The organism is Pontibacter sp. HSC-36F09 (assembly GCF_024171605.1).
Lineage (GTDB): Bacteria > Bacteroidota > Bacteroidia > Cytophagales > Hymenobacteraceae > Pontibacter.
In genome coordinates, this window is record NZ_JALKAA010000008.1 from 125,209 (window position 1) to 147,354 (window position 22,146).

Below are 22,146 nucleotides of genomic sequence, written 5' to 3' on the forward strand. Positions count from 1 at the left end.
AGCTAATCAGACCCTTTCAACATAGCTTGCCAGGAACCCACCACATTCGGTCACTGCATTTATTCCTGCGCCATATGTTATACCTATCGTGCAGAATATTTGTTATGACAATTTTAATTTAATTCTAATATTTTTAGTCACAAAGCAAATATTAAAAGTCAAATAATACAAAACCAAGTGTAACTAACTTCCTTTTATGATTTTCTGAAGTTTGCTCATTCTCTACCAAAATAGCAGTATCTGATGCGATACTCCCCAAACAACCAGGCGAAGTGAATAAGAGCGCTGCTTCAGACATAAAAACAAAAAGCCCGCTCCTTTCGGCAGCGGGCTTTCCGGTTATCTTTAAGTCTTGGCTTAGCTCATCAGTTGGAAAACGGCAAAAGCGGACACGTACGCCAGTCCCGTCATGTAGACCAGCTGCGCCAGCGGCCACATCCAGCTCTTCGTTTCGCGGCGCACAATGGCCAGCGTACTGATGCACTGCATAGCGAAGGCGTAGAAGATCAGCAGCGAGAAGGCTCTGGCCGGCGTGAAGAACGGATTGCCATCGGCGTCTTTCTCTGACATCAGCTTGTCTTTTATCGTCGTCACGTTCTCTTCTTCGCCTATACTGTAGATCGTCGAGATGGTGCCGACAAACACCTCGCGGGCAGCAAAGGAGGTCAGCAGGGCTATACCTATCTTCCAGTCGTAGCCTAATGGACGGATGGCCGGCTCGATGGCATGACCGAACTTTCCAGCATAGCTCGACTCCAGTTGGTAAGAGGAGATCAGGTTATTTGTTTGCTCTTCGCCGAGGCCTTTTACTTCGGCTTCGGCTACGGCGCGCTCCTCGGCACGCTCAAAGCTATCGCCGGGACCGTAGGAGGCCAGCACCCACAGGATGATGGAAACCGCCACGATGATCTTACCTGCCTCCAGCACGAAGGTTCTGGACTTCTCGAAAATAGTGAGGCCCACATTTTTCCAGCGCGGCATGCGGTATACCGGAAACTCCATGATGAAGTAGCTGCGCTCACGGGCCTTCAGCAACACTTTGAGCAGCAGCGCCGATAAGATGGCCGACAGGAAGCCCAGCAGGTATAGCCCCATCAGCACAATTCCCTGCAGATTCATGAAGCCTAAGTAGTATACCTCCGGCACCACCAGGGCAATCAGCACAGTATACACCGGTATGCGGGCCGAGCAGCTCATGAGCGGCGTCACGAAGATGGTGATCATGCGGTCTTTCCAGTTCTCGATCGTGCGCGCCGACATCACAGCCGGCACCGCGCAGGCAACACCTGAAATAAGCGGCACCACGCTTTTGCCGTTCAGACCGAATTTGCGCATGATCTTATCCATCATGAAAGTGACGCGGGCCATGTAGCCCGTTTCTTCCAGAATGGCGATAAAAGCAAAGAGTATGGCGATCTGTGGTATAAAGATCAGTACACCTCCCAAGCCGGCAATCACGCCTTCGGTCAGCAGGTTGATAAGCGGGCCGTTAAAGTTCGCCTGAATCAGGCTGTTCAGCGCCGCTATACCTTCGTCGATCAGGTCCATGGGGTAGCTGGCCCAGGCAAACACCGCCTGAAACACCAGAAACAGCAGTCCCATGAAGATCAGGTACCCGTACACCCGGTGTGTCAGGATCTGATCGAGTTTGTTGCTGAACTTCTCTTCTTCTTTGGCCTTTTCTACCCGCACCGCATCGAGCAGCACCTCGTTGATGCGCACATAGCGGGCAATGGTCTCGTTGGCCTGCTCAGTGGTAGACTTGAAGCCCTGTGCTTCCAGTAGCTGCGCCACCCATACCTTGTCTTCTTCTGATAAAAAGCGCAGGTGCTTGTACTGGTGGGCGTAGTGCAGGGCCAGGTAATCGTTGTTCAGACTGAAGCGCTCTTTTATCTGGTCTACCATTGGCCGTAGGTTGGCCGGTACCTCAAAGAAAGCCACCTCAGTGGCTGACAGTTGCTGCGACACCAGGATTTTGAGCGCCGCTATACCTATGCCTTTGCGGGCATTCATGGGTATAACCGGCACACCGAGGTCGCGCTGCAACGCTTCGACATCGATCTTCACGCCTTCGGTCTCTGCCACGTCCATCATGTTGAGGGCCAGCACAGCAGGTATACGAAGGTCAGCCAATTGCGTGAACAGCAATAAGTTGCGCTTCAGATTGGAAGCGTCGGCGGTTACGATGACCAAGTCAGGGCGATTTTTTAATACCGGATCGTAGAGCAGGTCGATGATCACACGCTCGTCGAGCGACTTCGGGTATAAACTATAGCTGCCGGGCAGGTCGATGATTTGGGCTTTAAGCTGCGGTGTCAGATGACTGATGCCGGTCTTTTTGTCGACGGTAACGCCCGGGAAGTTACCCACCTTCTGGTTAAGGCCTGTGAGTTGGTTGAAAAGTGATGTTTTACCCGAGTTTGGGTTGCCAATCAAAGCTATTCTGGCCACCGGCTGGTGGACAGGTACTTTTTTGGCTTCTGGCGCTTCCGCCTCTATAGTAACAGCCATGTGGTAATAAATCTACTTCAGCAGAATGGTTTCAGCTTCGTCTAAACGGAGTGAGAGCGTATAGTCGTTCACGATAATGGTAACAGGGTCTCCGAAGGGGGCTTTGCTGTTCAGCTTCACTTCGGCACCAGGTATACAGCCCATCTCGAGTAGCTTAAGTGCCATTTCCGGGTCGTTTAGGCTAGAAATCTCTCCACTCTCCCCGATCTTCAGATCGCGCACACTCTTCTGGTCCTGTGATTTCTGTATCCTGTTACGCACGATTTCTCTTCTTTTATTTAGACTGTTTATAAACAACTGCAAGATACAAGCTGTTCCCCGGTATTGCAAAAGAATAGGACTTATGATTTGAAGATGTGAGGATTTGGGGATTTTAAAATTTAGAGATGTGGAGATATGGGGATTTAATGACGGGCTAAGGTGTTGTTGGTAAAAAACCTTGCGTTCGGTTATCACTGGTACTGGCCGGAGTAGCTATACCTGTACTACAGCGCCTACACTATACCTGCAAGTAACGGCCTTTCTATACCTGACTTTGCGGTTTCGCTACGAACCCTGCACCAGGAAGCTACTGCACCGGAAGCCCACACTCAGATCGCAAATCAATTGTTCCTTTAAAATTTTGATAGTTTCAAATCCTGAACTCGTCATCGGCACATTCATTTTCAAATTTCCGAATCTACAAACCCTCAAATCAGTAAAGTTACTCCGAGAAGAAGATGCGCTTGACGCGGGAGCTGACGTTGGTGAGCAATTCGTAAGGGATGGTGCCGATGCGTTGCGCTAGTTCAACAAGTGTGAGTTGCGGCCCGAACACTGTCACTTCGTCGCCTACTTTGGCAGGTATACCGGTTACGTCGACCATGCACATGTCCATGCATACGTTGCCGATGATCGGCGCGCGCTGGCCGTTGACGAGCACATGTCCGGTGCCGTTGCTGAAGCGCCGGTCGTAGCCATCGGCGTAACCGATGGCAATGGTGGCGATGGTCTTGTCGGTGTCGGCTATACCTTTGCGGCTGTAGCCCACGGTTTCGCCCTGCCGGATGTGCTTAAGCTGCGAGATGGTGGTTTTGAGCGTACTAACCGGTTGCAGCGACTCCTGCTCCGAGCCCGTGGACTCCACACCGTACAAGCCTATACCTAAGCGCACCATGTCCAGCTGGTGCTCCGGGAAGCGCACGATGCCCGCTGAATTGAGAATATGCTTGAGCAAGGTATAGCCGAGATGTTCTTCCACTGCAGCTGCCAAAGCAGTGAAGTTTTGCAGTTGCCTGTGCGAAAAATCGTCGTGCAGGGCTTCGTCGGCCCCCGCCAGGTGACTGAACGTGCTCACCACCCGCACCTGTGGATGCTGCTCCAGCAAGGAGAAAAGTTCGTCAAAATCATCTCCTGTAAAGCCAAGGCGGTGCATGCCGGTGTCGAGTTTCAGGTGAATTTTGTAGCCGATACCAGGCTGTGCAGTTTCCAGAAAATCGCGGAGTAACTCTAGGGAATATATCTCAGGCTCTAAGCTGTACTGGTGCAGTTTGGCCAGGCTGTCCGGCGACGGATTCATGACCATGATCGGCAGCGTGATGCCTTGCTCGCGCAGACTCACACCTTCGTCTACATAAGCTACCGCTAAATAATCTATCCGATGAAACTGCAGGAGGTTGGCCACTTCAAAGCTGCCGCTTCCGTAGGCAAAGGCTTTCACCATCACCATCAGTTTGGTGCCCGATGCCAGTTTGGAGCGGTAGTAGTTGAGGTTGTGCACCAGCGCATCCAGGTTCACTTCCAGCACCGTGCCATGCACCTTCTGCTGAAAAGCCTGCACGATCTTCTCAAAACCGAACACGCGCGCGCCCTTCACCAGCACCAGCTCATTGCGGAACTGCTCCGAACTGAACTGCTGCAGGAATTCGGCAGTACTGGTATAGAAGCTCATGTCGCCGCCGAACTTAGCACCATGCGCCTTTATGATTGGCCCGATCCCGATCAGGCGCTCCACCTGGCGGGCTTTGGTGAGGGCAGCCACTTCGCTGTAAAGTTTCCCCTCGGGCATACCGGACTCCAGCAAATCGGAAAGTATAAGCGTTCGCCTCCCCCGCTTCGGCTGACTGGCCAGCAGGTCGAGGGCGATGGAAAGACCGGCGAGGTCGTTGTTGTAGGTGTCGTCGATGAGGTAGCAGCCATTGATGGCTTCTTTCATTTCGAGGCGCATGGCCACGGGTTGCAGCCGGTCCATACGGTCTTGTATAGCCGTGAGGTCAGTGCCACGTTGCAGCAGCACTGCCAGGCAGTGCAGGGTATTTTCTACGGAAGCCTCATCTGTGAAAGGTATAGCCAGGCTGTGCTGCTCGCCCCGGAAGGTATAGCGCACGATGGTTTTATGGCCAGAGACGGTACTATTATGGATTTCAACATCCGCCTGTTGCTGGCGCGACCAAGTAAATGCAGGTATACCGCTCGCCTGCACCGCTTCGTGTACCAACTCGTGATCCAGACAATAGAAAAGCAGCTCCACTTCACTGAATAGCTGCATTTTCTCCGCCACCTTCTGCCGTCGACTTGTAAAGCCTTCGTCGTGGGCGCTGCCGATGTTAGTGAAAAGCCCGAGTGTAGGCTGTATGATTTGCTGCAGTTTCTGCATCTCGCCGGGTTGCGATATACCTGCCTCGAACAAGCCAAAGGTATGGTTGGCATCCATCTGCCAGACTGAGAGCGGCACCCCGATCTGGGAATTGTAACTGCGCGGGCTCTTCACCACCAACTCTTCCGGACTCAACAGTTGCGCCAGCCACTCCTTCACAATGGTCTTGCCGTTGCTGCCCGTAATGCCCAGCACAGGTATACGGAACTGCGTCCGGTGCCAGGCCGCTACTGCCTGCAAAGCCTCCAGACTGCTCTTTACCTGCAAAATATTCGCCTCGGGGTATAGCTGCTCCATACCTGCTGCTTCCTCCACCACAAACTGCCGCACGCCCAGCCTGTAAAGTTGCTCCAGGTATACGTGCCCGTCGTTGTGGCGACCCCTGATGGCAAAAAACAGCGTGCCCGCCGACTGCGAAAGTTTGCGGCTGTCGGTGAGCAGGTGCACCACGGGGCTTTCCTGCAGCTGTTGCAACACGGCACCTCCTGTAATGGCTTGAAGCTGGTGAAAGCTGAGCATACAATTTAATTTAAAGCTCAAAGATAAGGTTTCAGACGAAGGGTTGGGATGAGCTGCAAATAATTAAACCGGTCGGCAACTGATGTCAAAACACGGATATCGGAAACTATATAGCGGCTTTTTCAAAATCAAAACGATACATTTGCGCTCTTTTATATTGAAATGGAAACAACGAACACCAAACCATATTACGCGGCAGGTATAGCAGCCTTTGTCATCTGGGGCTTTATCCCTTTCCCGCTCAAGGCCCTGGCCGACTACCCGAGCGGACAGATCCTGTTCTTTCGGGTGACCTTGTCTATGCTGTTTCTGGTGCTGATCACGGTGCTTTTCCGGCGCAAATACCTCCTGCAGACGCTTGCGCAGGTAAAAGCCTCCAAGCCGCGTGAGGCGCGCAGGTTCCTTCTCTTTACTTTTCTGGGCGGCTCGCTGCTCACCATCAACTGGCTCACGTTCATTTACGTGATCAACCACATCAACATCCAGACGGGCTCGTTCTCGTACCTTCTTTGCCCGATCCTGACGGCGGTGCTGGGCTTTGCCTTGCTCAAAGAAGTGTTGCGCCCAAACCAGTGGCTCGCCATCGGCCTGAGTGCGCTGAGCTGCGTGCTGATCGGGACGGGCGAACTGACAAGTCTGCTGTTTAGTCTGCTTATCGCGTTGAGCTATGCCTTTTACCTGATCACGCAGCGCATCCTCAAGGTATACGACAAGATCGTGCTGCTCACGCTGCAGCTTTTACTCTCTTTTGTGTTCATTGCGCCGTTTTACGAGCAGTTCAAAGGCAGCTCCGATGTGGCGCTGGACGGGCACTTCTTTTTGATGACAGGTATACTGAGCGCTTTGTTCACGGTGCTGCCGCTGTTTCTGAACCTTTATGCCCTCAAAGAACTCACGTCCGGCACCATCGGCATCCTGATGTACATCAACCCGATCCTCAATTTTGTGGTGGCGTTCGTGTACTTCAACGAAGAGACCACGGCAGTAAAAGTAGCGGCTTATGTGCTCATCTTTATCTCGGTGATCATCTACAACATCAACCTGAAAGGCCGAAAGAAAACGGGCGCCGGCCTGGTGATTCCACCAGTCGGTACTACGGCTGTGGTGAAGTAACCTATACCCGACAAAAGCAAAGAGGCCATACCCGATCGTTTTCAGGTATGGCCTCTTCTGTACTTGCCTTCTTTTATCTGCAGTCAGGTTGCGAAGTTAGGGCTGCTGATTGGGGTTCTTTTGTTGCTGCTTTTCCAATTCTACCCGCTGGCGGGCAACAGTATCTACGTTGGAAGGCAGGTTGCCAAAGCGGTCGGCTTGCTCGCCTGTTTCAGCGGTGTCGCCGATGGGGGCAGGGCGTGGCTTGGTCAGGTTTTGTGTGGACTCGCTTTTGTTCGTGATGGCTTCGGCAGTACTGGTGTCATCTACCGGGTCGGACTGCGGTCGTTCGCCGCAGCTGGTGCCCAATACAGCTACCAGGGCCAGCGCCAATCCTGTTATGAATATATCTTTTAACTTCTTCATAGTCGTTTTTAAATGGTTATGAACTGTGCTTTTTTAACGGCCAACCTGTGGATTTGGTTATAAAACAGCTTTCACCAAGTGCTTGGCTTAAAATCCAAACCCGAACCGCAGCCCGGTGTGCACCTTTTGCCGCTTCTGAAACGACGTGAAGAAATCGACGCGCAGTACTTTGAAGATGTGCTCTATCCCCAGGCCCAGTTCCAGGTAATTTTCTAATTCGCGTGTATTGAGGTAATGCAGGCTCACTACCTCCTGCCATTTGAGTTTGCGGAAGAGCGGGATCTTGTTGAACAGGAAGCCATTGAAGTGGTGCTCGTAGTGCCCCTCCAGGTAGCGGTTACTGGTGCTATACCTGTAGTAGTCAAGCAACTGGAAGCCGGTATACACACCCGCGAAAATGGTACGATTGCCGTTGAAATGCCTGTAGTCCATCAGTTGCATGTTCTCCTTGCCCCAAAAAGAGCCACCCGTAACGCTGTACTCACTGCTGCCCAGCAGGCCTAGGCTGAAGTCATCTGAAATGCGCAACGCTAAAGTGGTATACCTCACATCGCCGCCCAGCGCTTTTATACCTCCCCGATAACCCAGCGAAAAAGTAGGCCAGCGCGAACCGATGTTGATCTTGCGATCGGGCCGGGAGATGTAGTTCATACCCGGCCGGAACGCGACGGTAAAGGCTGCCGTCAGGGCTTGATGCGGATCGAAAGAGGCATCGGCCAGTTCGGCATTCTCGGGTACATTGGAGGTGAAGTTGCCGCTGCTGCTTTCCCGTAAGGTATAGTCAGTGGAATTTTCCAGCGGCATGCGGTGGCTGTAATCCAGCGAAGTCAGGATCGTGACACCATTCAGAATTTCCGAACGGTAAGTCACACGGCCATAGTCGCGCTGGTAGAGTTTGAGGTAGTTGCGCTCCATCAGCAAGGTATAGACCGTGTTGGCAAAGGGCGAGATCGGGTTAGTGGAGTTGATTTGGTCCACGAAGCGGCCACCCTCTACCGAAACCGAACTCCGTTTGATAGGATTATAGGTATAACTTAGGCGCAGTTTGGCATTGAGCTTCTCATTAGCAAATCCGTAGCGGATGGTTGGTTCTAACTCGTAATAGCGGCGGTCCTCAAAATTCTGCCGGTACTCCATGCCCACGTTCAGCACGGTGCCCTCTACGGTATTGAATTGCAGCACACTCGGCCCACCCGTCAGGCTCAACAGCGGGTCGATCCGGAAAAAGCGGCGTTCGTAGGTGTTGTTGTAGGTATAGCCGCGCGTAAAAAAACTGCCAAAAGTAGGTTTGTTCCGGATGCGGTCCACCGAGTCTTTGTATACCCTGGACTCCCGGATGACCTCCAGGCTGTCCTTGCGCTGATAATCGACTTGCTCTTCCTCGGTGAGGGGCACAGGCCGGATCTCAGCCCAATAAGCAGAGTCGCGGGTATTGGCTTCTTTCTCCACAACCAGCACCTCGCGGCTGAAGAGTTTTTCATCATGTATAGCGGGTTGTTCTTCGGGTGTTGCGATGACGGGTTCGATCACCCGTGCCCGCTGCCGTCTGGCGGGTTTTACTTCCACCGCCATAGCATCTTCCACCACCTCCGGCTCTGGCTCCACTACCGACGGCGGACGGCTGTAGGCGGGCTGCACCTTATACCTGGAGTACACGCCTGTGGCATAGCCTCCTCCCTTAAAGCCAAGTCCCGAAGCCTCGAACGTAAAGCGCTGCGACACCGGCATCCATACCTCTTCCTGTACGGGAGCGTATACCTGCCGCACCCGGATGAAATCAACGAAATCTATACCTGCGTTTTTGGTGAGGGTCAGGTCCGTGCTGTGAATGCGCCAGGAGCCGTCCACGATGTAGATGTTGCCCTGAAACACCGGATCGTTTTTGCGCCTTGGAATGACTTTGATCTTGTTGATGGTGCGCCCGTTTTCCTCGAAAGTGCCCTGGTACTCGAACCGGTAAAAGAACAGCGCATTGTTAGCCAGCGGTGACACAAAACCACGCTCGCTCAGCCCCTCCACCTTCAGCAGATTATCATAAAAGCTGATGTTCATCTCGGAAGCCTGGTTGAAGCTAAAGCCCTGCTTCTTGCCACTCACTTTGGAAGAGATGACGCGCTCGTTTACTTTGTTCGGCTTTTTGAAATGCAGCTCCGACACCGACTCCGACAGGTATACGATGCCTGTGTCCACATCCACCACCCGCACCCCCAGCACTTTACCCGGCACTTTGTCCATTCGGGCCACGCCTTTCATGTATACCCGGGCGCTCCAGGCATTCACTTCGTCGCGGTGGTACTTGCGCAGCCGGATGGCGTTGCGCATGATGCCGTAAGCCGGGTCTTCGTCGGCCGCCTTCACCACCACTTCTTTCAGGTTGAGCACCTCGGGCAGTAGCTGCACGTTCAGTTCCTGCGCGCCCTCGCCGATCGTTACGGTCTCAATGCGGGCTCTATACCCGACGTACTTAAACTCCAGGGTATAGGTGCCGGCCGGGAGTTGCAGTTGGTAGTTGCCCTGATCGTTGGAGGCAGTGCCGCTGGCGGTTTCTTTGATGTAGATGCTGGCGAAAGGTAGGCCCTGGTTGTTTTCGTCGGTGATGCGCCCGCGCAGGGTACCCGCCATGGTGATGGCCGGTAACAGGTATAGCAGGAAAAGTAGCAAAGTAGGGCGCATGTGCAACAGGCTCTTATTTTGAATGTTGGGTTTCACAATTTAAGAACTAACGACAAAACCCGCCCATCGTGTTTAGCTTTTTTGGAATTTAAGCGTGGAGGACCTTTGTGCTATACCTTGGGCAGCTTGGTTTCGAGGACCTCGATCTCACGTTTCGACAATCTGTTTTTATAGCGCACGTTCAATATGACACCCACCAGCACCAGCGCCATCCCTACGTAAGTGGCCAGTTGGAAATGCTCGTCAAACAAGACAAAGCCCAGCGAAAGGGCGTAGATAATACCGATGTAGTTCAGGTTGGCCACTTTGGAGATTTCTTCGGCCTGGTACGACATGGTCATGTAGTACTGCCCCAACTGCGTGAGGATGCCCACCAGCAGCAGAATGCCCCAGTCCCAGCCCTCGGGCTGCACCCAATGAAACAGGGAGTATACTCCTGCAATAGGCAGGGCTACCAGCGGAAAGTAAAACACGATCACAAGCGGATGCTCCCGGGTGTTGAGCCGGCGGATGGAGCTGTAAGCCAGTCCTGAGAAAAGGGCGCTCGCCACCCCCATCCAAACGTAAAGCGAGTCGGCCGTAGCGTCGAGCCCCTCGATGACAATGATCCCCCCAAAAGAAATAGCAAAGAAGACCCACTGCCAGGGCTTGACCTTCTCTTTTACAATAAAAACACCCAGGATCGTCGTGAAGATCGGGGAGAGGTACTGTATGGTGGCGGCCGTGGCCAGCGGAAGGTTCTGCAGGGTGTTAAAGAAAAGTACGAGCGCGCTAGAACCTGTCAGGCCGCGCATGATCAACAGCCCCCGGTTATTACCCCACACGCTCACTTTCTGGCGATTCAGCGCAAAATAGCTAATCACTATCGACACCGCTGACCGGAATAATATTATTTCCATGGCAGGTATATGCGGCACCAGCTTCACGCACACGTTCATGAGCGAGAAAAACAACGTGGACAGCAGCATAAACCTGACTCCTTTTGAGAACATACCCGAGTTAATTTTAGAAGCCACAAAGGTGCGGGGAATTCAGATTAGTTGTGTGTTTAATTGTTAGTTTGTTAACTTGTTTTTAATTGAAAATGCCGCAACTCTTGCACGCTCATACTTGTTTTAAACAGGAGCAAAACGAACGATTTGGAACGACAGAAAAAACAGAAAACCTATACCCCGAAAGAGGCCCTGATCAAGGCAGCGGCCTACTGTGCCTACCAGGAGCGCACGCAACAGGAAGTGCGCACCAAGCTGTATACCTATGGCCTGGAACCTGACGATGTAGAAGAGATCATAGTGCGCCTCGGACAGGAGAAGATGCTGGATGAGGAGCGCTACGCACAGTCCTATGTGCGGGGCAAGTACGGTCTCAAGAAATGGGGACGCCGCAAGATCACACAAGGCCTTAAAGCTAAAGGCATCTCAGACTACTGCATCAAGCAGGGTTTAAAGGAAATTGACTACGATGTGTATGAGCAGAATCTGCAGCAGCTCCTCGAGAAGAAAAATGCCACTGAAAAAGAAAAGAATCCCTTCGCCCGCCGCCAAAAGTTGACTTATTACCTGGTGAGTAAAGGCTATGAAAGCGATTTGGTGCAGGATGCGCTAAAGAAGCTGGAATGAATACTTTTCTGATTATCAGAATATAATAAGGTATTTCTATATTAGTAGACTGTAATAACCTGTTTCAATAGCTTACCCTCACAGGTATACGATGGAGGCTTGTGTTACATTAGAACCTGTATAGAGAAGTATCAACACAAAAACTAACTTAACATGATGCTAAACAGCCTGTTATTTATCGGTGGACTAGGAGGAGCAGAATTAATGCTCATCTTATTTTTCCTGGGTATTCCTGCCATTCTGTGGCTATAGGCCTTGGTCGATCTGCTTACAAGCGAATTTGAAAACAGCATCAATAAGCTGATCTGGGTTTTAGTAATCGTTTTTCTGCCCGTTTTAGGAGCCATACTGTATCTTTTGATAGGGAGAAAGCAGAAAATAAGCCTTTCGGGCCGGTAGCAAGCCCTTAAACTAAACAGCATTGGTACGCTACGCTCCCATACAAGTGGAGCGACAGCATTGCTTATGGCTGACTAGTGACCATCAAAAAAGCGATTCGGTTGTAATTAACGCTTCCTAGGCATTTCCGGGTTCTGAATACCCCGCTGCGGAACCAGCACGACTTTACGGCCGGTTATTTCCTCTAAAATTGGCTTCAGTACTTTCTCCGCATTTACCTGCGTCTGGCGCAGGATGCCGGAGTTAATGGCCGCTTCCTTCACGTTGGACTCGGCATAACGGTAGCTTTCCTGCACCAGATCGGCATCCTGGAAATAGGTGTTCTCTTTTGAAAAAACTTTGGACTTGCTATGATCTATCTTGTAATAGCAAAGTTCGGGTTCCGGTAAACTGATCTGCACCAGCGAATCGCCTTGGAAGCGGATGTCATGTTCGGTCAGTTTCGTAAAATCAATGCAGCCCACGGCCTCTCCCGTCACGATCAGCACCACCTTCGAATTGGGTACCCAGCGCGAGACGTTTTTCTCGTACTCCACCACATCTTTGAAATTATAGCGCACCAGCTCCATCTTCCCGAGCTCTTCCACAGTGGTCAGGATGGTGTTGTGGTTGACGATGATTTCGGGTTGTTTCTCGTCGGGACCAAAGGTGTCTTTCACTTGTCGCCAGACGTACCAACCCACTACGAGCAGCAGGATGAAGGGCAGCAGACGGAACAAGGATCGGATGAGGGGCATGAGCAGCTTTTTGTCAGTTGTGATAACTACGGTCTACACAGCAATTATGGTGCTAAAGTTCAAATCAGCTACAGGGCTATACCCAGCCTTTCCTGAAAACCGGCATTACCCTGCAATCCGCCGGTATGCACCGCCACAATGCGACTGCCTTTCGGGAAGTAACCTTTCCGGATCAGATCAATTAAGCCAAAGAACATTTTACCTGTATAAACAGGCTCTAGCGGCAGCTGGTGCTCCTGCTGAAAGCTGCGCATAAAGTCCAGCAATTCTGGTTTTACTTTGGCATAGCCGCCGAAATGATAATCAGTGATCAGTTGCCAGTTGTCGTAGTGCTGCCCGTTATACCTGTCGATCAACTGATCGATCTCCTCCTTCAGGAATTCTCCACCCTTCAAAGCCGGAAAGCCTAACACCTGCCTTTCGCCTCTAAGTCCGGCGATGATACCGGCTATCGTACCACCTGTGCCACTGGCACAGCAGATGTAGTCGAAATCAATAGCGATGTCTGACACAATTTCAGTGCAGCCTTTCACGGCCAGAGCATTGGTGCCGCCTTCCGGTATGATGTAAGGATTGCCAAACTGCTCTGCCAGTTGCGCCAGGTATACGAGGTCAGCTTTCTGCCGGTAAGCCTCGCGGGAAATGTAGTGCAGTTCCATACCTGCCGAAGTGGCAAACGTGAGTGTGGGGTTGAGCGGCAGGTGCTCCTCTCCCCGGATGATGCCGATGGTCTTGAAACCGAACTCCTGCCCAGCCGCTGCTACGGCCGCGATGTGGTTGGAGTAGGCCCCGCCAAAGGTCAGCAGCGTGTCGTGTTGCAGCCGCTTTGCCTCCTGTAGGTTGTATTTGAGTTTTCGCCACTTATTGCCCGAAATGGTGGGGTGCAACAGATCCTCCCGCTTTACCCAAAGCGCTATACCTTGCTCCTCCCAAAGCGGACTGTGCAGTTGGTGCAGTGGTGCTTCCATGTGGCTTAAAACAAAGGCCCCGATCTACAAAAACGGGGCCTTAATTTATACGATCACTTCTTTTTCTACTTCTTCAGGCTTGCGGCGCAAACTGTAAAAAATAGCCCCTCCGATCACCAATAAAAGCAAGATGGAAGAGATCAAGGATACGGTATTGCCAATCGCATAGGATTTTGGCTCAAACTTAAACTGAATGGTGTGTTTTCCGGCCGGCACTTCCATGGCTCGCAGGATGTAGTTCACCCGAATGTGGTCCACCGGTTGCCCGTCCAGGTAGGCTTGCCAGCCATCTGCGTAGTATACCTCCGAGAATACGGCCAGACCGTTTTGCGATGCATTCACCGCATAGGTGAGGGCATTTGGCTGGTATTCGGTCAGCCCGATCGTGGACCCTTCCGCGTTGTAGCTGGTGGCTGATGTCTTGAACTTCGACGCGTCCACCACAGCCGTCGTGCTGGCATCCAGCCCGTTCAAAGCTTCGATCTCTTCATCCGGATTGTTCACCGTTTTCACCTCGCTCACAAACCAGGCATTGCCCAAGGCGCCCGGCACGCGCTGCACCGGCTGCTGTTGATCACCCGTAATCACATAGCGGGTATTGAGCATTCGCAGCACTTCCAGGTTATTTTGGGCGATGTGGCGGTCAATTACATCCTGGTAGCGGCGCAACTTGGCACCATGGTAACCACCTACCGATTTATGGAAGTAAGAGGTACGGGCATCGTTAAACGGATTTGGCAGGTATAGCACGCGGTAGTGCGGGTCTTTATCCTGCAGAATCATTTGGTCGGCTTTCGTTGGCTGGAAGTAGTTCTCCACCACACGCTTTTCAAAATCACCGTCATTGAGGTATCGCTTGTTCACGCTCCACAAATCCACGAGTATCAGCAAACCTATACCTGCCATCGCCATAGTGGCCGACAGTTTGTTTTTCAGATACAGGTATAGCAGTCCGAAGGCTAGGACGATAAAGACGAATGCACGTAGAGCATCGGAACGCATCATGCTTTCGCGGTCGGCACGTATGGCGTCGAGCGGGAAGTAAGACTGCTGCAGCTGCGCATCTACAGCACCCACGAAGCTGGCTGAGCCGGCAAACAGCCATACCAGCAGGCAGACACCGGCGGTTATACCTGCTGAGATCATCAGTTTTTTGTCCAGGTCTTTGATCTGATGACGATCACGGATGACTTTGTAAAGCGCCAGTATACCTAACAGTGGCATCGTGATCTGCGCAATAATTAGTGCCGAAGAAACCGCCCTGAACTTGTTGTAGCCCGGGAAGTAGTCGAACATGAAGTAGTTGAATGCCTCAAAATTCTTGCCCCAGGCGAGCACAATCGACAGGATAGTAGCGACCAGCAACCAGATACGGGTAGGTTTATGGACGATAAAAAGGCCCAGCACGAAAAGGAAGACGATGATCGCCCCTACGTATACCGGACCACTCGTCATGGGCTGCGGTCCCCAGTAAGTCGGCAAGCCCTGCTCGAGCGCCTGCTCTGCCTGCATCGGTGGCATACCGAGGCCGAGTAAAGCCTCGTAACTTTGCGAGTCCTTGTCAAGGCGGGTGTTGCTGCTGCTTCCACCATAAAAATCAGGTATAAGCAACGTAATGGTTTCGCCTACGCCATAGCTCCAGCTAAAGGCATAGTCCCGGTCGAGTCCGCTGGAGGTTTTATCGCCACTGTTGGCCACGCTCAACTCAGACTTGCCGCGTATACTGTGCTGGCTATATTCAGCCACGGTATAGAGTCTGCCGAAGTTAACGCCCACAGCCAACACAGCCGCTATACCTAGCACCAGTCCACGCTTGATCAGGTCAGCAATTCTACCTTCTTTTATGGCATAGATCAGCTCCACCACCATCCATACCAGCACCATCAGGAGCATGTAATAGGTCATTTGGAGGTGGTTGAAGTGCAGGTTGAGCGTGAGGGCCAGCGCGAAAATAGCCGCCCCTATCCACACATTTCGCCGGAGAGCATAGAACATACCAGCCAGCACGAGTGGAATATAGGCAATGGTGAGCGACTTTGTATTGTGGCCCGCCTCCAGAATGATGAAGTTGTAGGACGTAAAGGCAATGGCAATAGCACCGATAATGGATACCCAGGTATTGAGCCGCAACGTGACCAGCAAAATGTAGGCGCAGAGCAGCGTAATGAAGATATTGCCTGCCATAGCCGGCATATTGAAGGTCAGAATGCTATGGATGTAGCCCGATAGGTCGCCGGAATAGCGGGTGTTGATCAGGTACGAAGGCATGCCGCTGAACATGGAGTTGGTCCAGAGGGTTTCTTCGCCGGTGGCCTCGCGGTAGTCTTGTATCTCTTTGGCGCCGCCCTTAAACTGCAGGATGTCATGCTGCGCCATCGCCTTGTCCTCAAACAGGACAGGAGCGAAGTATACGGTGGTAAGAACAAGGAAAATCAGGATCGCGATGAGGTGCGGAAGCACATCGCGCTTAAAGTCAATAGAAGCTGTCATATCTTTCAGGAAACCTTAGAGCATGTTTAAAATTCATCCTTTGCACTGCAAACTGCTCATAATTGAACCTGACTTTATGCTTTTTTCGTCGCATAGCGCTGCTATGCAACTCTAAAATCATTGCGTCAGAACCCGCTCTGACCATTTTTCGCTTGCAAATACGAAATTTAAATATGCTCTTTGAATAGAGCTGAAAGATAGGCTTTTTATTTTATTTCTTCATAATCGACGTACTGGCCGCCATTGAAATCCTTACGGTCAGGTTGCTCCGGCACATAGTCGATCTTGACATCGCCCTGTCGCCGGCTATTGCCATTTGTTTGCGGTTCAGGACGTGGCTGGTTCATGTTAGAATAGAAGAAAGTGCCGTTGCGCAGACTCTTCTTAACAAAGAAGGCCAGCAGCCAGCGAAAAAGGAATGGGGCCATCATTCGGATAAAAAAGATAACGAGTAAGGTAACGAATATGAATTTGATCATGATAGTCGGTTAAGGTATAGCCAGCATATGGCCAGCTAGTTGTTAACAAAAACAGTACCTGTTCAGATACAATTCCCCTGCCAAAAAGTTTTTCCTGTCATTTCGGCGGGGCTTATGCAAAGGTAAGGATTTTGAAATCGGCTTGAAAATGGGAATATGGGTGGAAATATTCTTCCTTCGTCGGGAATGGTTTCGGGATGTGAGTTACAGGGAGGATTGTGGTCGCCTTTAAATTGCCTGAATCAGGATTTTCGTGCAAAATTGACATCCCCCTGCCCCCTTCAAAGGGGGACTTCTGCTACTGCTAATTTGTAGGTATAAGCGTTGTAGCACACGCCACTGGCAGGTATAGCAAGACTAACTTGCCCCTTAAGCTATGAAAAAGACAGCATTAGCCCGGTGCACAAAATGACAATACACTGTTTGAGCGGTCAGCGAGTTGGGAGCGTCTTGACTTTTTTGCCTACTTTGGGGGAAGGGGCCCTCGATTTGTGTCAAGACAAAAAGTAGGGCCCGCCCGGCCAGGGCAAGCTACAGAGCAACTCGGTTCGCTATACCTACAAAAGCCGCTGCGTTAGCCAGAGGTAGTCGAAAACACACTTTTACTATACCACTAAAAACAAAAAGCCCTCTCCTTTTCAGAAGAGGGCTTTTGCATATTTCATTACGGCTCACTACACGCTCAGGTATAGATTCCGCTCGGAGTATACCTTCACAAAGTAGTCATCCTGCAGGTTGTCGATAAAGTAGATCGCCTCACCTGTGGACTTCATTTCAGGGCCGAGCTCCTTGTTCACTTCCGGGAACTTGCTGTGAGAGAATACAGGCACTTTAATAGCGTAACCTTCTTTGTGCGGATTGAAGTTGAAGTCTTTCACCTTCTTCTCGCCCAGCATGATCTTGGTCGCATAGTTGATGTACGGTTCGCGGTAGGCCTTTGCGATGAAAGGGATTGTGCGTGAAGCGCGTGGGTTGGCCTCTATCACGTATACCTCTTCATTTTTCACGGCAAACTGAATGTTGATGATACCCACCGTGTCCAGTGCCAAAGCGATGCGCTTGGTATAGTCTTCGATCTTTCTGATCACGTTTTCGCTCAGGTCGAACGGAGGCAGCACGGCGTAAGAGTCACCGGAGTGGATGCCGGCCGGCTCGATGTGCTCCATGATACCGCAGATGTGCACGTCCTCGCCGTCGCTTATCGCGTCGGCCTCTGCCTCAATGGCATGGTCGAGGAAGTGATCGAGCAGCACCTGGTTGCCCGGATGGTCTTTCAGCAGGTCGATCACGTGGGCTTCGAGCTCTTTCTCGTTGATCACGATCTTCATGCTCTGGCCACCGAGTACGTAGCTTGGGCGCACCAGCAGTGGGAATTTCAACGTTTTGCACTGCTCCAGCGCCTCTTCAGCTGTCTCGATCACGCCGAACGGAGGGTATGGTATACCAAGGTCGCGCAGCATTGAAGAGAACGAACCACGGTCTTCAGCCAAATCCAGGGCTTTGTAGCTCGTACCAATTACCTTAATGCCGTAGCGGTCCAGTTTCTCAGCCAGTTTCAGAGCTGTTTGTCCGCCCAGCTGTACGATTACGCCTTCCGGCTTTTCGTGCAGAATAATGTCGTAGATGTGTTCCCAGAATACAGGCTCGAAGTATAGCTTGTCAGCAATGTCGAAGTCTGTCGAAACCGTTTCCGGGTTACAGTTGATCATGATGGTTTCGTAGCCGCACTCCTTCGCCGCCAGCACGCCGTGCACGCAGCTATAGTCGAACTCTATACCTTGGCCGATGCGGTTCGGACCGGAGCCCAGCACCACGATCTTCTTCTTGTCGCTCACTACGCTTTCGTTCTCACCGTCGAAGGTACTGTAGAAGTATGGCGTCTTGGCTTCGAACTCGGCGGCGCAGGTATCCACCATTTTGTAAACACGCTGTATACCCAGCTCCATACGCACGGCATGCACCTCGCTCTCAAGGCAGCGCAGAATGTGCGCGATCTGGCGGTCAGCGTAACCTTTCACTTTCGCTTCACGCAGCAGCTCGCCTGGCAGGGTTGCTAAGGTATATTTCTCCATCTCCTTCTCCAACATGTCGATTTCCTCGATCTGCGATAAGAACCACGGGTCGATCTTGGTCAGGTTCTGGATGGTGCTGGTAGGTATTCCGATACGCATGGCATCTTTGATGCAGAAAAGTCGATTCCAGCTTGGGTTCTTCAGGTTGTAGACCAACTCGTTGTAGTCCGTCATTTCCTTGCCGTCGGCACCCAGGCCGTTACGCTTGATCTCGAGGCTCTGGCAGGCTTTCTGCAGCGCCTCCTGGAAGGTACGGCCGATGCCCATTACCTCGCCCACAGACTTCATCTGCAGACCCAGTGTACGGTTAGCGCCTTTAAATTTATCGAAGTTCCAACGCGGTATCTTCACGATCACGTAGTCCAGCGCTGGCTCGAAATAAGCTGAAGTGGTTTTGGTGATGGCGTTCTTCAGCTCGTCCAAGTTGTAACCGATGGCAAGCTTGGCGGCAATCTTAGCGATTGGGTAACCGGTGGCTTTAGAGGCCAGGGCCGAAGAGCGGGAAACGCGTGGGTTGATCTCAATGGCGATGATGGTATCGTCTTCCGGGTTCACCGAGAACTGCACGTTACAGCCACCTGCAAACTGTCCGATGCCATTCATCATTTTGATGGCCAGGTCGCGCATTTGCTGGTAAATGGTGTCCGGAAGGGTCATGGCTGGAGCGACTGTAATGGAGTCGCCGGTGTGTACGCCCATCGGGTCGAAGTTCTCGATAGAACAGATGATGATGACGTTGCCGATGTTATCGCGCAGCAACTCGAGCTCGTACTCTTTCCAGCCCATGATGCTTTGCTCCACCAGCACTTCGTGCGTAGGTGAAGCGTGCAGGCCGCGTGTCAGGGCTGCGTCGAATTCCTCAGGGGTATTAACAAAACCGCCCCCCGTACCTCCAAGGGTAAACGAAGGGCGAATAACGAGTGGGAAACCGATTTCCTGCGCTATCTCTTTTCCTTCCAGGAACGAGGTAGCTGTTTCTCCCTTGCAAACATTTACCCCGAGCTCGAGCATCTTTAAACGGAACTGCTCGCGGTCTTCGGTGGTCTCGATGGCTTTGATGTCCACCCCGATGATGCGAACGCCATATTTTTGCCAGATACCGGCCTTATCGCACTCGATGGCCAGGTTCAGGGCTGTTTGTCCGCCCATGGTTGGCAGCACGGCGTCGATCTTATGCTTCTCCAGAATCTCAATGATGTACTTCTTCTCAAGTGGCTTGAGGTACACATTATCCGCTGTTACACTATCGGTCATGATAGTGGCGGGGTTTGAATTGATGAGCGTCACTTCGATACCTTCTTCACGAAGGGAGCGTGCCGCTTGCGAACCGGAATAGTCAAACTCGCAGGCCTGGCCGATAACGATGGGGCCAGAACCAATAATCAGAACGGATTTAATACTGGTGTCTTTAGGCATTTGTATGGGTAGGTATAAATTGCCCAAAGTTACCGCAAAATGTTGGGGCTCACAAACAGAAAATGTGTACCCTGACCATTATTTTCACATAGTGCTTTTGCATTATTTAGAAAGATGAGTCAGCCGGAGGGCTCAATCGCCCTCTTCCAGTATGAATAACTCGTTTACCGTGATACCAAACAAATCCGACATTTTAAGGGCTAGCAGCGTGGAGGGCAGGTATTTATTTTTCTCGATGGCGTTGATCGTCTGGCGGCTCACGCCCAGGGCTTCGGCCAGTTGCTCTTGGGTCATGTCTTTTTTGGCCCGCTCTACTTTAATATTATTCCTCATCGGCCTCGAGCGCTTTCCGGATATGGTGAAGTCTGATCCTTAAATAAATATAAGTATAGAAGAGCAGCAGCGCCAGAGCGCCGAGCATACCACCTACATCGGGCATACCAATGGCTCTTCCCTCCAGTAGCCTGACTATGTTAGTGAACAGAGGCAGCATCAGTAACCCGACAATCAGGTACAATACGCCGGTCATAAACGATTGGTAACGCACGTGCTGCACCATTTCGTCTTCTTCTTTCTCTTTTGAGAAATTGAGTAGCGCCAATCCGATAATGATGGGGTAGTAGATGATCGGCTTAGACCATTCATCAAAAAAAGCATCGTTTCTTGGTATAAGTCCTAAACTGATCAAGGCGAAGGTCAAAAGTGTCACGATAGGTATACCTGTAATGAGTACCCAAAGGCCATACCGCTTATACCTGTATGGCAGCAACTTTATCGGGGGCATTACTTCTTTCATGGGCTTTTTGATTATATGTACGAATCTGTTTACTAAAAGTAAAACAGATTTTACATTAAGCAAATTATTTTTTACACCAATGAGATTTATATTTGCTGATCTTGCTTATTTACATCGCCTTAAAGTTGAGACTCTTAGTAGGCAACCTGGTTTTTCTGGCCTATACCTGAACTGTATACCTGTCGCTCCCATAATAGCTTGTTCCTCTAATGATTTAAAGTGAATCGCAGGAACAGCTTGCTCTAATACAGCCTGCATAAAAACCTTGCGCCCGCTCTACGTACATATGGTATAACCTAAATAAGATAACCATGGAAACACCACGCGAAGACGATATCATTACCAACTCCGATGAAAGCGAGCGTCTGCCCGACGAAAATCCCGAGCCGCTGGAGGGCGTCAAAAAAGAAGAGCACGACATTTTAGACTCGGAGCCGGAAGGCACAGAAGAAGGAGGCAATGTCGCAGCTAAAAACGAGGAAGACACCCGCAAACTGGACGGCAGCAACGCTAATAACTTAAGGACGAAATAATTTTTTTTTGATCGCAAAAGCTGCAGATAACGGCACCTTGTGCTACTATCTGCAGCTTTTGTGTACTAGTGCAGCCCGTTTGGCAGACTCGAAAGTCTAAACAGGCTTATTTTACAAAAAATGGCTGCAAAATCACGAAACTAGCAGCACAATATAGAATTATTACGATATTGCGATAAGGACTTTTTATTCTGGGAAAGGTTGACTTGACTATAATAATTCATTATTATTAGGCTGGGATTCACCGGTTTAACGCCATATATTATGGTTTACTTCCAGACAGATTATCTGCTCTTAGAGTATCATGTAGCCAGCCATGTACTACTGAGTCAATGGTATGGCAAATGCAGTAGCTTGCAGTACAGGCAGGCACTCATCAAACTGATTAGGCTTGCTCGTGAATTGGGAGCGCCTTACGCCATTACGGACAGCCGCCTGCTCACCCCCCTTGACCCCGAAGACCTGGCCTGGACCCGTGACGTGTATGCTCAGGCTTTCAGCCAACTCCCCCTCAGGCGCTCCGCCTCCCTCAACCCCTTCGATCCTGCTGCCCACCGACAGCTCCAGCAGGTGTTTGTCAAAAACGCCTCCCCGCTCCCCTTCGAAACCCGGGAGTTTGACGACCTCACCTCCGCTTACGACTGGCTCACTTCTGAGGAATAGGCAGCGGTTCCCGGCTTTTTCTCCAACGTTCATAACAGGTAGCCATACCTGGTGGCAGGCCTTTTTCTTCTGATTTCTCCATCCTCCGCCTCTGAAAGATATTACTTATATTGTCAGG

General features: G+C 51.2%; 18 protein-coding genes. 5 read left to right on the forward strand and 13 right to left on the reverse strand.

Features of this window, described 5'->3' with window-relative positions:
- Positions 1-357: 357 nt before the first annotated feature.
- The 3 genes from feoB to L1278_RS18295 form a co-directional block, all read right to left on the reverse strand.
- Positions 358-2,511, reverse strand: a complete 2,154-nt coding sequence (feoB, locus tag L1278_RS18285) for a ferrous iron transport protein B (RefSeq protein WP_253406463.1) — start codon at positions 2,509-2,511, stop codon at positions 358-360.
- Between the two features lie 12 nt (positions 2,512-2,523).
- Positions 2,524-2,772 (reverse strand): FeoA domain-containing protein, encoded by a 249-nt coding sequence (locus L1278_RS18290; RefSeq protein WP_253406464.1) that lies wholly within the window; start codon positions 2,770-2,772, stop codon positions 2,524-2,526.
- Positions 2,773-3,214: 442 nt separating this feature from the next.
- Complete coding sequence (locus L1278_RS18295) at positions 3,215-5,665, reverse strand: bifunctional UDP-N-acetylmuramoyl-tripeptide:D-alanyl-D-alanine ligase/alanine racemase (RefSeq protein WP_253406465.1); 2,451 nt, start codon at positions 5,663-5,665, stop codon at positions 3,215-3,217.
- 162 nt (positions 5,666-5,827) lie between these two features.
- Here L1278_RS18295 and L1278_RS18300 point away from each other — a divergent pair, with 162 nt between their 5' ends.
- Positions 5,828-6,778 carry an EamA family transporter gene (locus tag L1278_RS18300; RefSeq protein WP_253406466.1) on the forward strand — a complete coding sequence of 317 codons (951 nt, stop codon included), beginning with the start codon at positions 5,828-5,830 and terminating at the stop codon, positions 6,776-6,778.
- 96 nt (positions 6,779-6,874) lie between these two features.
- Here the strand turns inward: L1278_RS18300 and L1278_RS18305 are convergent, their stop codons facing one another.
- The 3 genes from L1278_RS18305 to L1278_RS18315 all read right to left on the reverse strand — a co-directional run bounded on the left by L1278_RS18305 (position 6,875) and on the right by L1278_RS18315 (position 10,848).
- Positions 6,875-7,183 (reverse strand): hypothetical protein, encoded by a 309-nt coding sequence (locus tag L1278_RS18305; RefSeq protein ID WP_253406467.1) that lies wholly within the window; start codon positions 7,181-7,183, stop codon positions 6,875-6,877.
- An 87-nt stretch (positions 7,184-7,270) separates the two neighbouring features.
- Entirely contained in the window at positions 7,271-9,892 is a 2,622-nt protein-coding gene (locus L1278_RS18310) for a DUF5686 family protein (protein WP_253406468.1), read from the reverse strand.
- Positions 9,893-9,966: 74 nt separating this feature from the next.
- A complete protein-coding gene (locus L1278_RS18315; RefSeq protein ID WP_253406469.1) occupies positions 9,967-10,848 on the reverse strand; it encodes a DMT family transporter in 882 nt (293 codons plus the stop codon).
- A 147-nt stretch (positions 10,849-10,995) separates the two neighbouring features.
- Between L1278_RS18315 and L1278_RS18320 the strand changes: the two genes are divergently transcribed.
- Both L1278_RS18320 and L1278_RS18325 read left to right on the forward strand, forming a co-directional pair.
- Positions 10,996-11,475, forward strand: a complete 480-nt coding sequence (locus tag L1278_RS18320) for a regulatory protein RecX (protein WP_253406470.1) — start codon at positions 10,996-10,998, stop codon at positions 11,473-11,475.
- Between the two features lie 255 nt (positions 11,476-11,730).
- Complete coding sequence (locus tag L1278_RS18325; RefSeq protein WP_253406471.1) at positions 11,731-11,874, forward strand: PLD nuclease N-terminal domain-containing protein; 144 nt, start codon at positions 11,731-11,733, stop codon at positions 11,872-11,874.
- A gap of 107 nt (positions 11,875-11,981) precedes the next feature.
- On the opposite strand, the gene L1278_RS18330 is transcribed toward L1278_RS18325, so the two are convergent.
- From L1278_RS18330 to L1278_RS18360, 7 genes are all read right to left on the reverse strand, one after another.
- On the reverse strand, positions 11,982-12,611 hold the full coding sequence (locus tag L1278_RS18330) for a DUF4230 domain-containing protein (protein WP_253406472.1): 630 nt from the start codon (positions 12,609-12,611) through the stop codon (positions 11,982-11,984).
- A 68-nt stretch (positions 12,612-12,679) separates the two neighbouring features.
- Positions 12,680-13,579 carry a 1-aminocyclopropane-1-carboxylate deaminase/D-cysteine desulfhydrase gene (locus L1278_RS18335; RefSeq protein ID WP_253406473.1) on the reverse strand — a complete coding sequence of 300 codons (900 nt, stop codon included), beginning with the start codon at positions 13,577-13,579 and terminating at the stop codon, positions 12,680-12,682.
- Between the two features lie 45 nt (positions 13,580-13,624).
- Positions 13,625-16,069 carry a YfhO family protein gene (locus L1278_RS18340; protein ID WP_253406474.1) on the reverse strand — a complete coding sequence of 815 codons (2,445 nt, stop codon included), beginning with the start codon at positions 16,067-16,069 and terminating at the stop codon, positions 13,625-13,627.
- 206 nt (positions 16,070-16,275) lie between these two features.
- Positions 16,276-16,548, reverse strand: coding sequence for a DUF4834 family protein (locus L1278_RS18345; protein ID WP_253406475.1), 273 nt, complete (start codon positions 16,546-16,548; stop codon positions 16,276-16,278).
- Positions 16,549-17,222: 674 nt separating this feature from the next.
- On the reverse strand, positions 17,223-20,036 hold the full coding sequence (gene carB, locus L1278_RS18350) for a carbamoyl-phosphate synthase large subunit (RefSeq protein WP_253406476.1): 2,814 nt from the start codon (positions 20,034-20,036) through the stop codon (positions 17,223-17,225).
- A 132-nt stretch (positions 20,037-20,168) separates the two neighbouring features.
- On the reverse strand, positions 20,169-20,369 hold the full coding sequence (locus L1278_RS18355; RefSeq protein WP_253406477.1) for a helix-turn-helix transcriptional regulator: 201 nt from the start codon (positions 20,367-20,369) through the stop codon (positions 20,169-20,171).
- Positions 20,359-20,832 (reverse strand): hypothetical protein, encoded by a 474-nt coding sequence (locus tag L1278_RS18360; protein WP_253406478.1) that lies wholly within the window; start codon positions 20,830-20,832, stop codon positions 20,359-20,361. The genes L1278_RS18355 and L1278_RS18360 overlap by 11 nt, the downstream gene beginning before the upstream one ends.
- Positions 20,833-21,143: 311 nt before the next feature.
- On the opposite strand from L1278_RS18360, the gene L1278_RS18365 reads away from it, so the two are divergent.
- Both L1278_RS18365 and L1278_RS18370 read left to right on the forward strand, forming a co-directional pair.
- A complete protein-coding gene (locus L1278_RS18365; protein WP_253406479.1) occupies positions 21,144-21,365 on the forward strand; it encodes a hypothetical protein in 222 nt (73 codons plus the stop codon).
- A gap of 264 nt (positions 21,366-21,629) precedes the next feature.
- Entirely contained in the window at positions 21,630-22,028 is a 399-nt protein-coding gene (locus tag L1278_RS18370; RefSeq protein WP_253406480.1) for a hypothetical protein, read from the forward strand.
- The last annotated feature ends 118 nt before the right edge of the window (positions 22,029-22,146 follow it).

Coding starts and splice junctions, on each gene's coding strand:
- L1278_RS18340 (WP_253406474.1), bottom strand. CDS start 16,069: ATGACAGCTTCTATTGACTTTAAGCGCGATGTGCTTCCGCACCTCATC.
- L1278_RS18370 (WP_253406480.1), top strand. CDS start 21,630: ATGGTTTACTTCCAGACAGATTATCTGCTCTTAGAGTATCATGTAGCC.
- L1278_RS18360 (WP_253406478.1), bottom strand. CDS start 20,832: ATGAAAGAAGTAATGCCCCCGATAAAGTTGCTGCCATACAGGTATAAG.
- L1278_RS18305 (WP_253406467.1), bottom strand. CDS start 7,183: ATGAAGAAGTTAAAAGATATATTCATAACAGGATTGGCGCTGGCCCTG.
- carB (WP_253406476.1), bottom strand. CDS start 20,036: ATGCCTAAAGACACCAGTATTAAATCCGTTCTGATTATTGGTTCTGGC.
- L1278_RS18330 (WP_253406472.1), bottom strand. CDS start 12,611: ATGCCCCTCATCCGATCCTTGTTCCGTCTGCTGCCCTTCATCCTGCTG.
- L1278_RS18355 (WP_253406477.1), bottom strand. CDS start 20,369: ATGAGGAATAATATTAAAGTAGAGCGGGCCAAAAAAGACATGACCCAA.
- L1278_RS18335 (WP_253406473.1), bottom strand. CDS start 13,579: ATGGAAGCACCACTGCACCAACTGCACAGTCCGCTTTGGGAGGAGCAA.
- feoB (WP_253406463.1), bottom strand. CDS start 2,511: ATGGCTGTTACTATAGAGGCGGAAGCGCCAGAAGCCAAAAAAGTACCT.
- L1278_RS18295 (WP_253406465.1), bottom strand. CDS start 5,665: ATGCTCAGCTTTCACCAGCTTCAAGCCATTACAGGAGGTGCCGTGTTG.
- L1278_RS18345 (WP_253406475.1), bottom strand. CDS start 16,548: ATGATCAAATTCATATTCGTTACCTTACTCGTTATCTTTTTTATCCGA.
- L1278_RS18365 (WP_253406479.1), top strand. CDS start 21,144: ATGGAAACACCACGCGAAGACGATATCATTACCAACTCCGATGAAAGC.
- L1278_RS18315 (WP_253406469.1), bottom strand. CDS start 10,848: ATGTTCTCAAAAGGAGTCAGGTTTATGCTGCTGTCCACGTTGTTTTTC.
- L1278_RS18300 (WP_253406466.1), top strand. CDS start 5,828: ATGGAAACAACGAACACCAAACCATATTACGCGGCAGGTATAGCAGCC.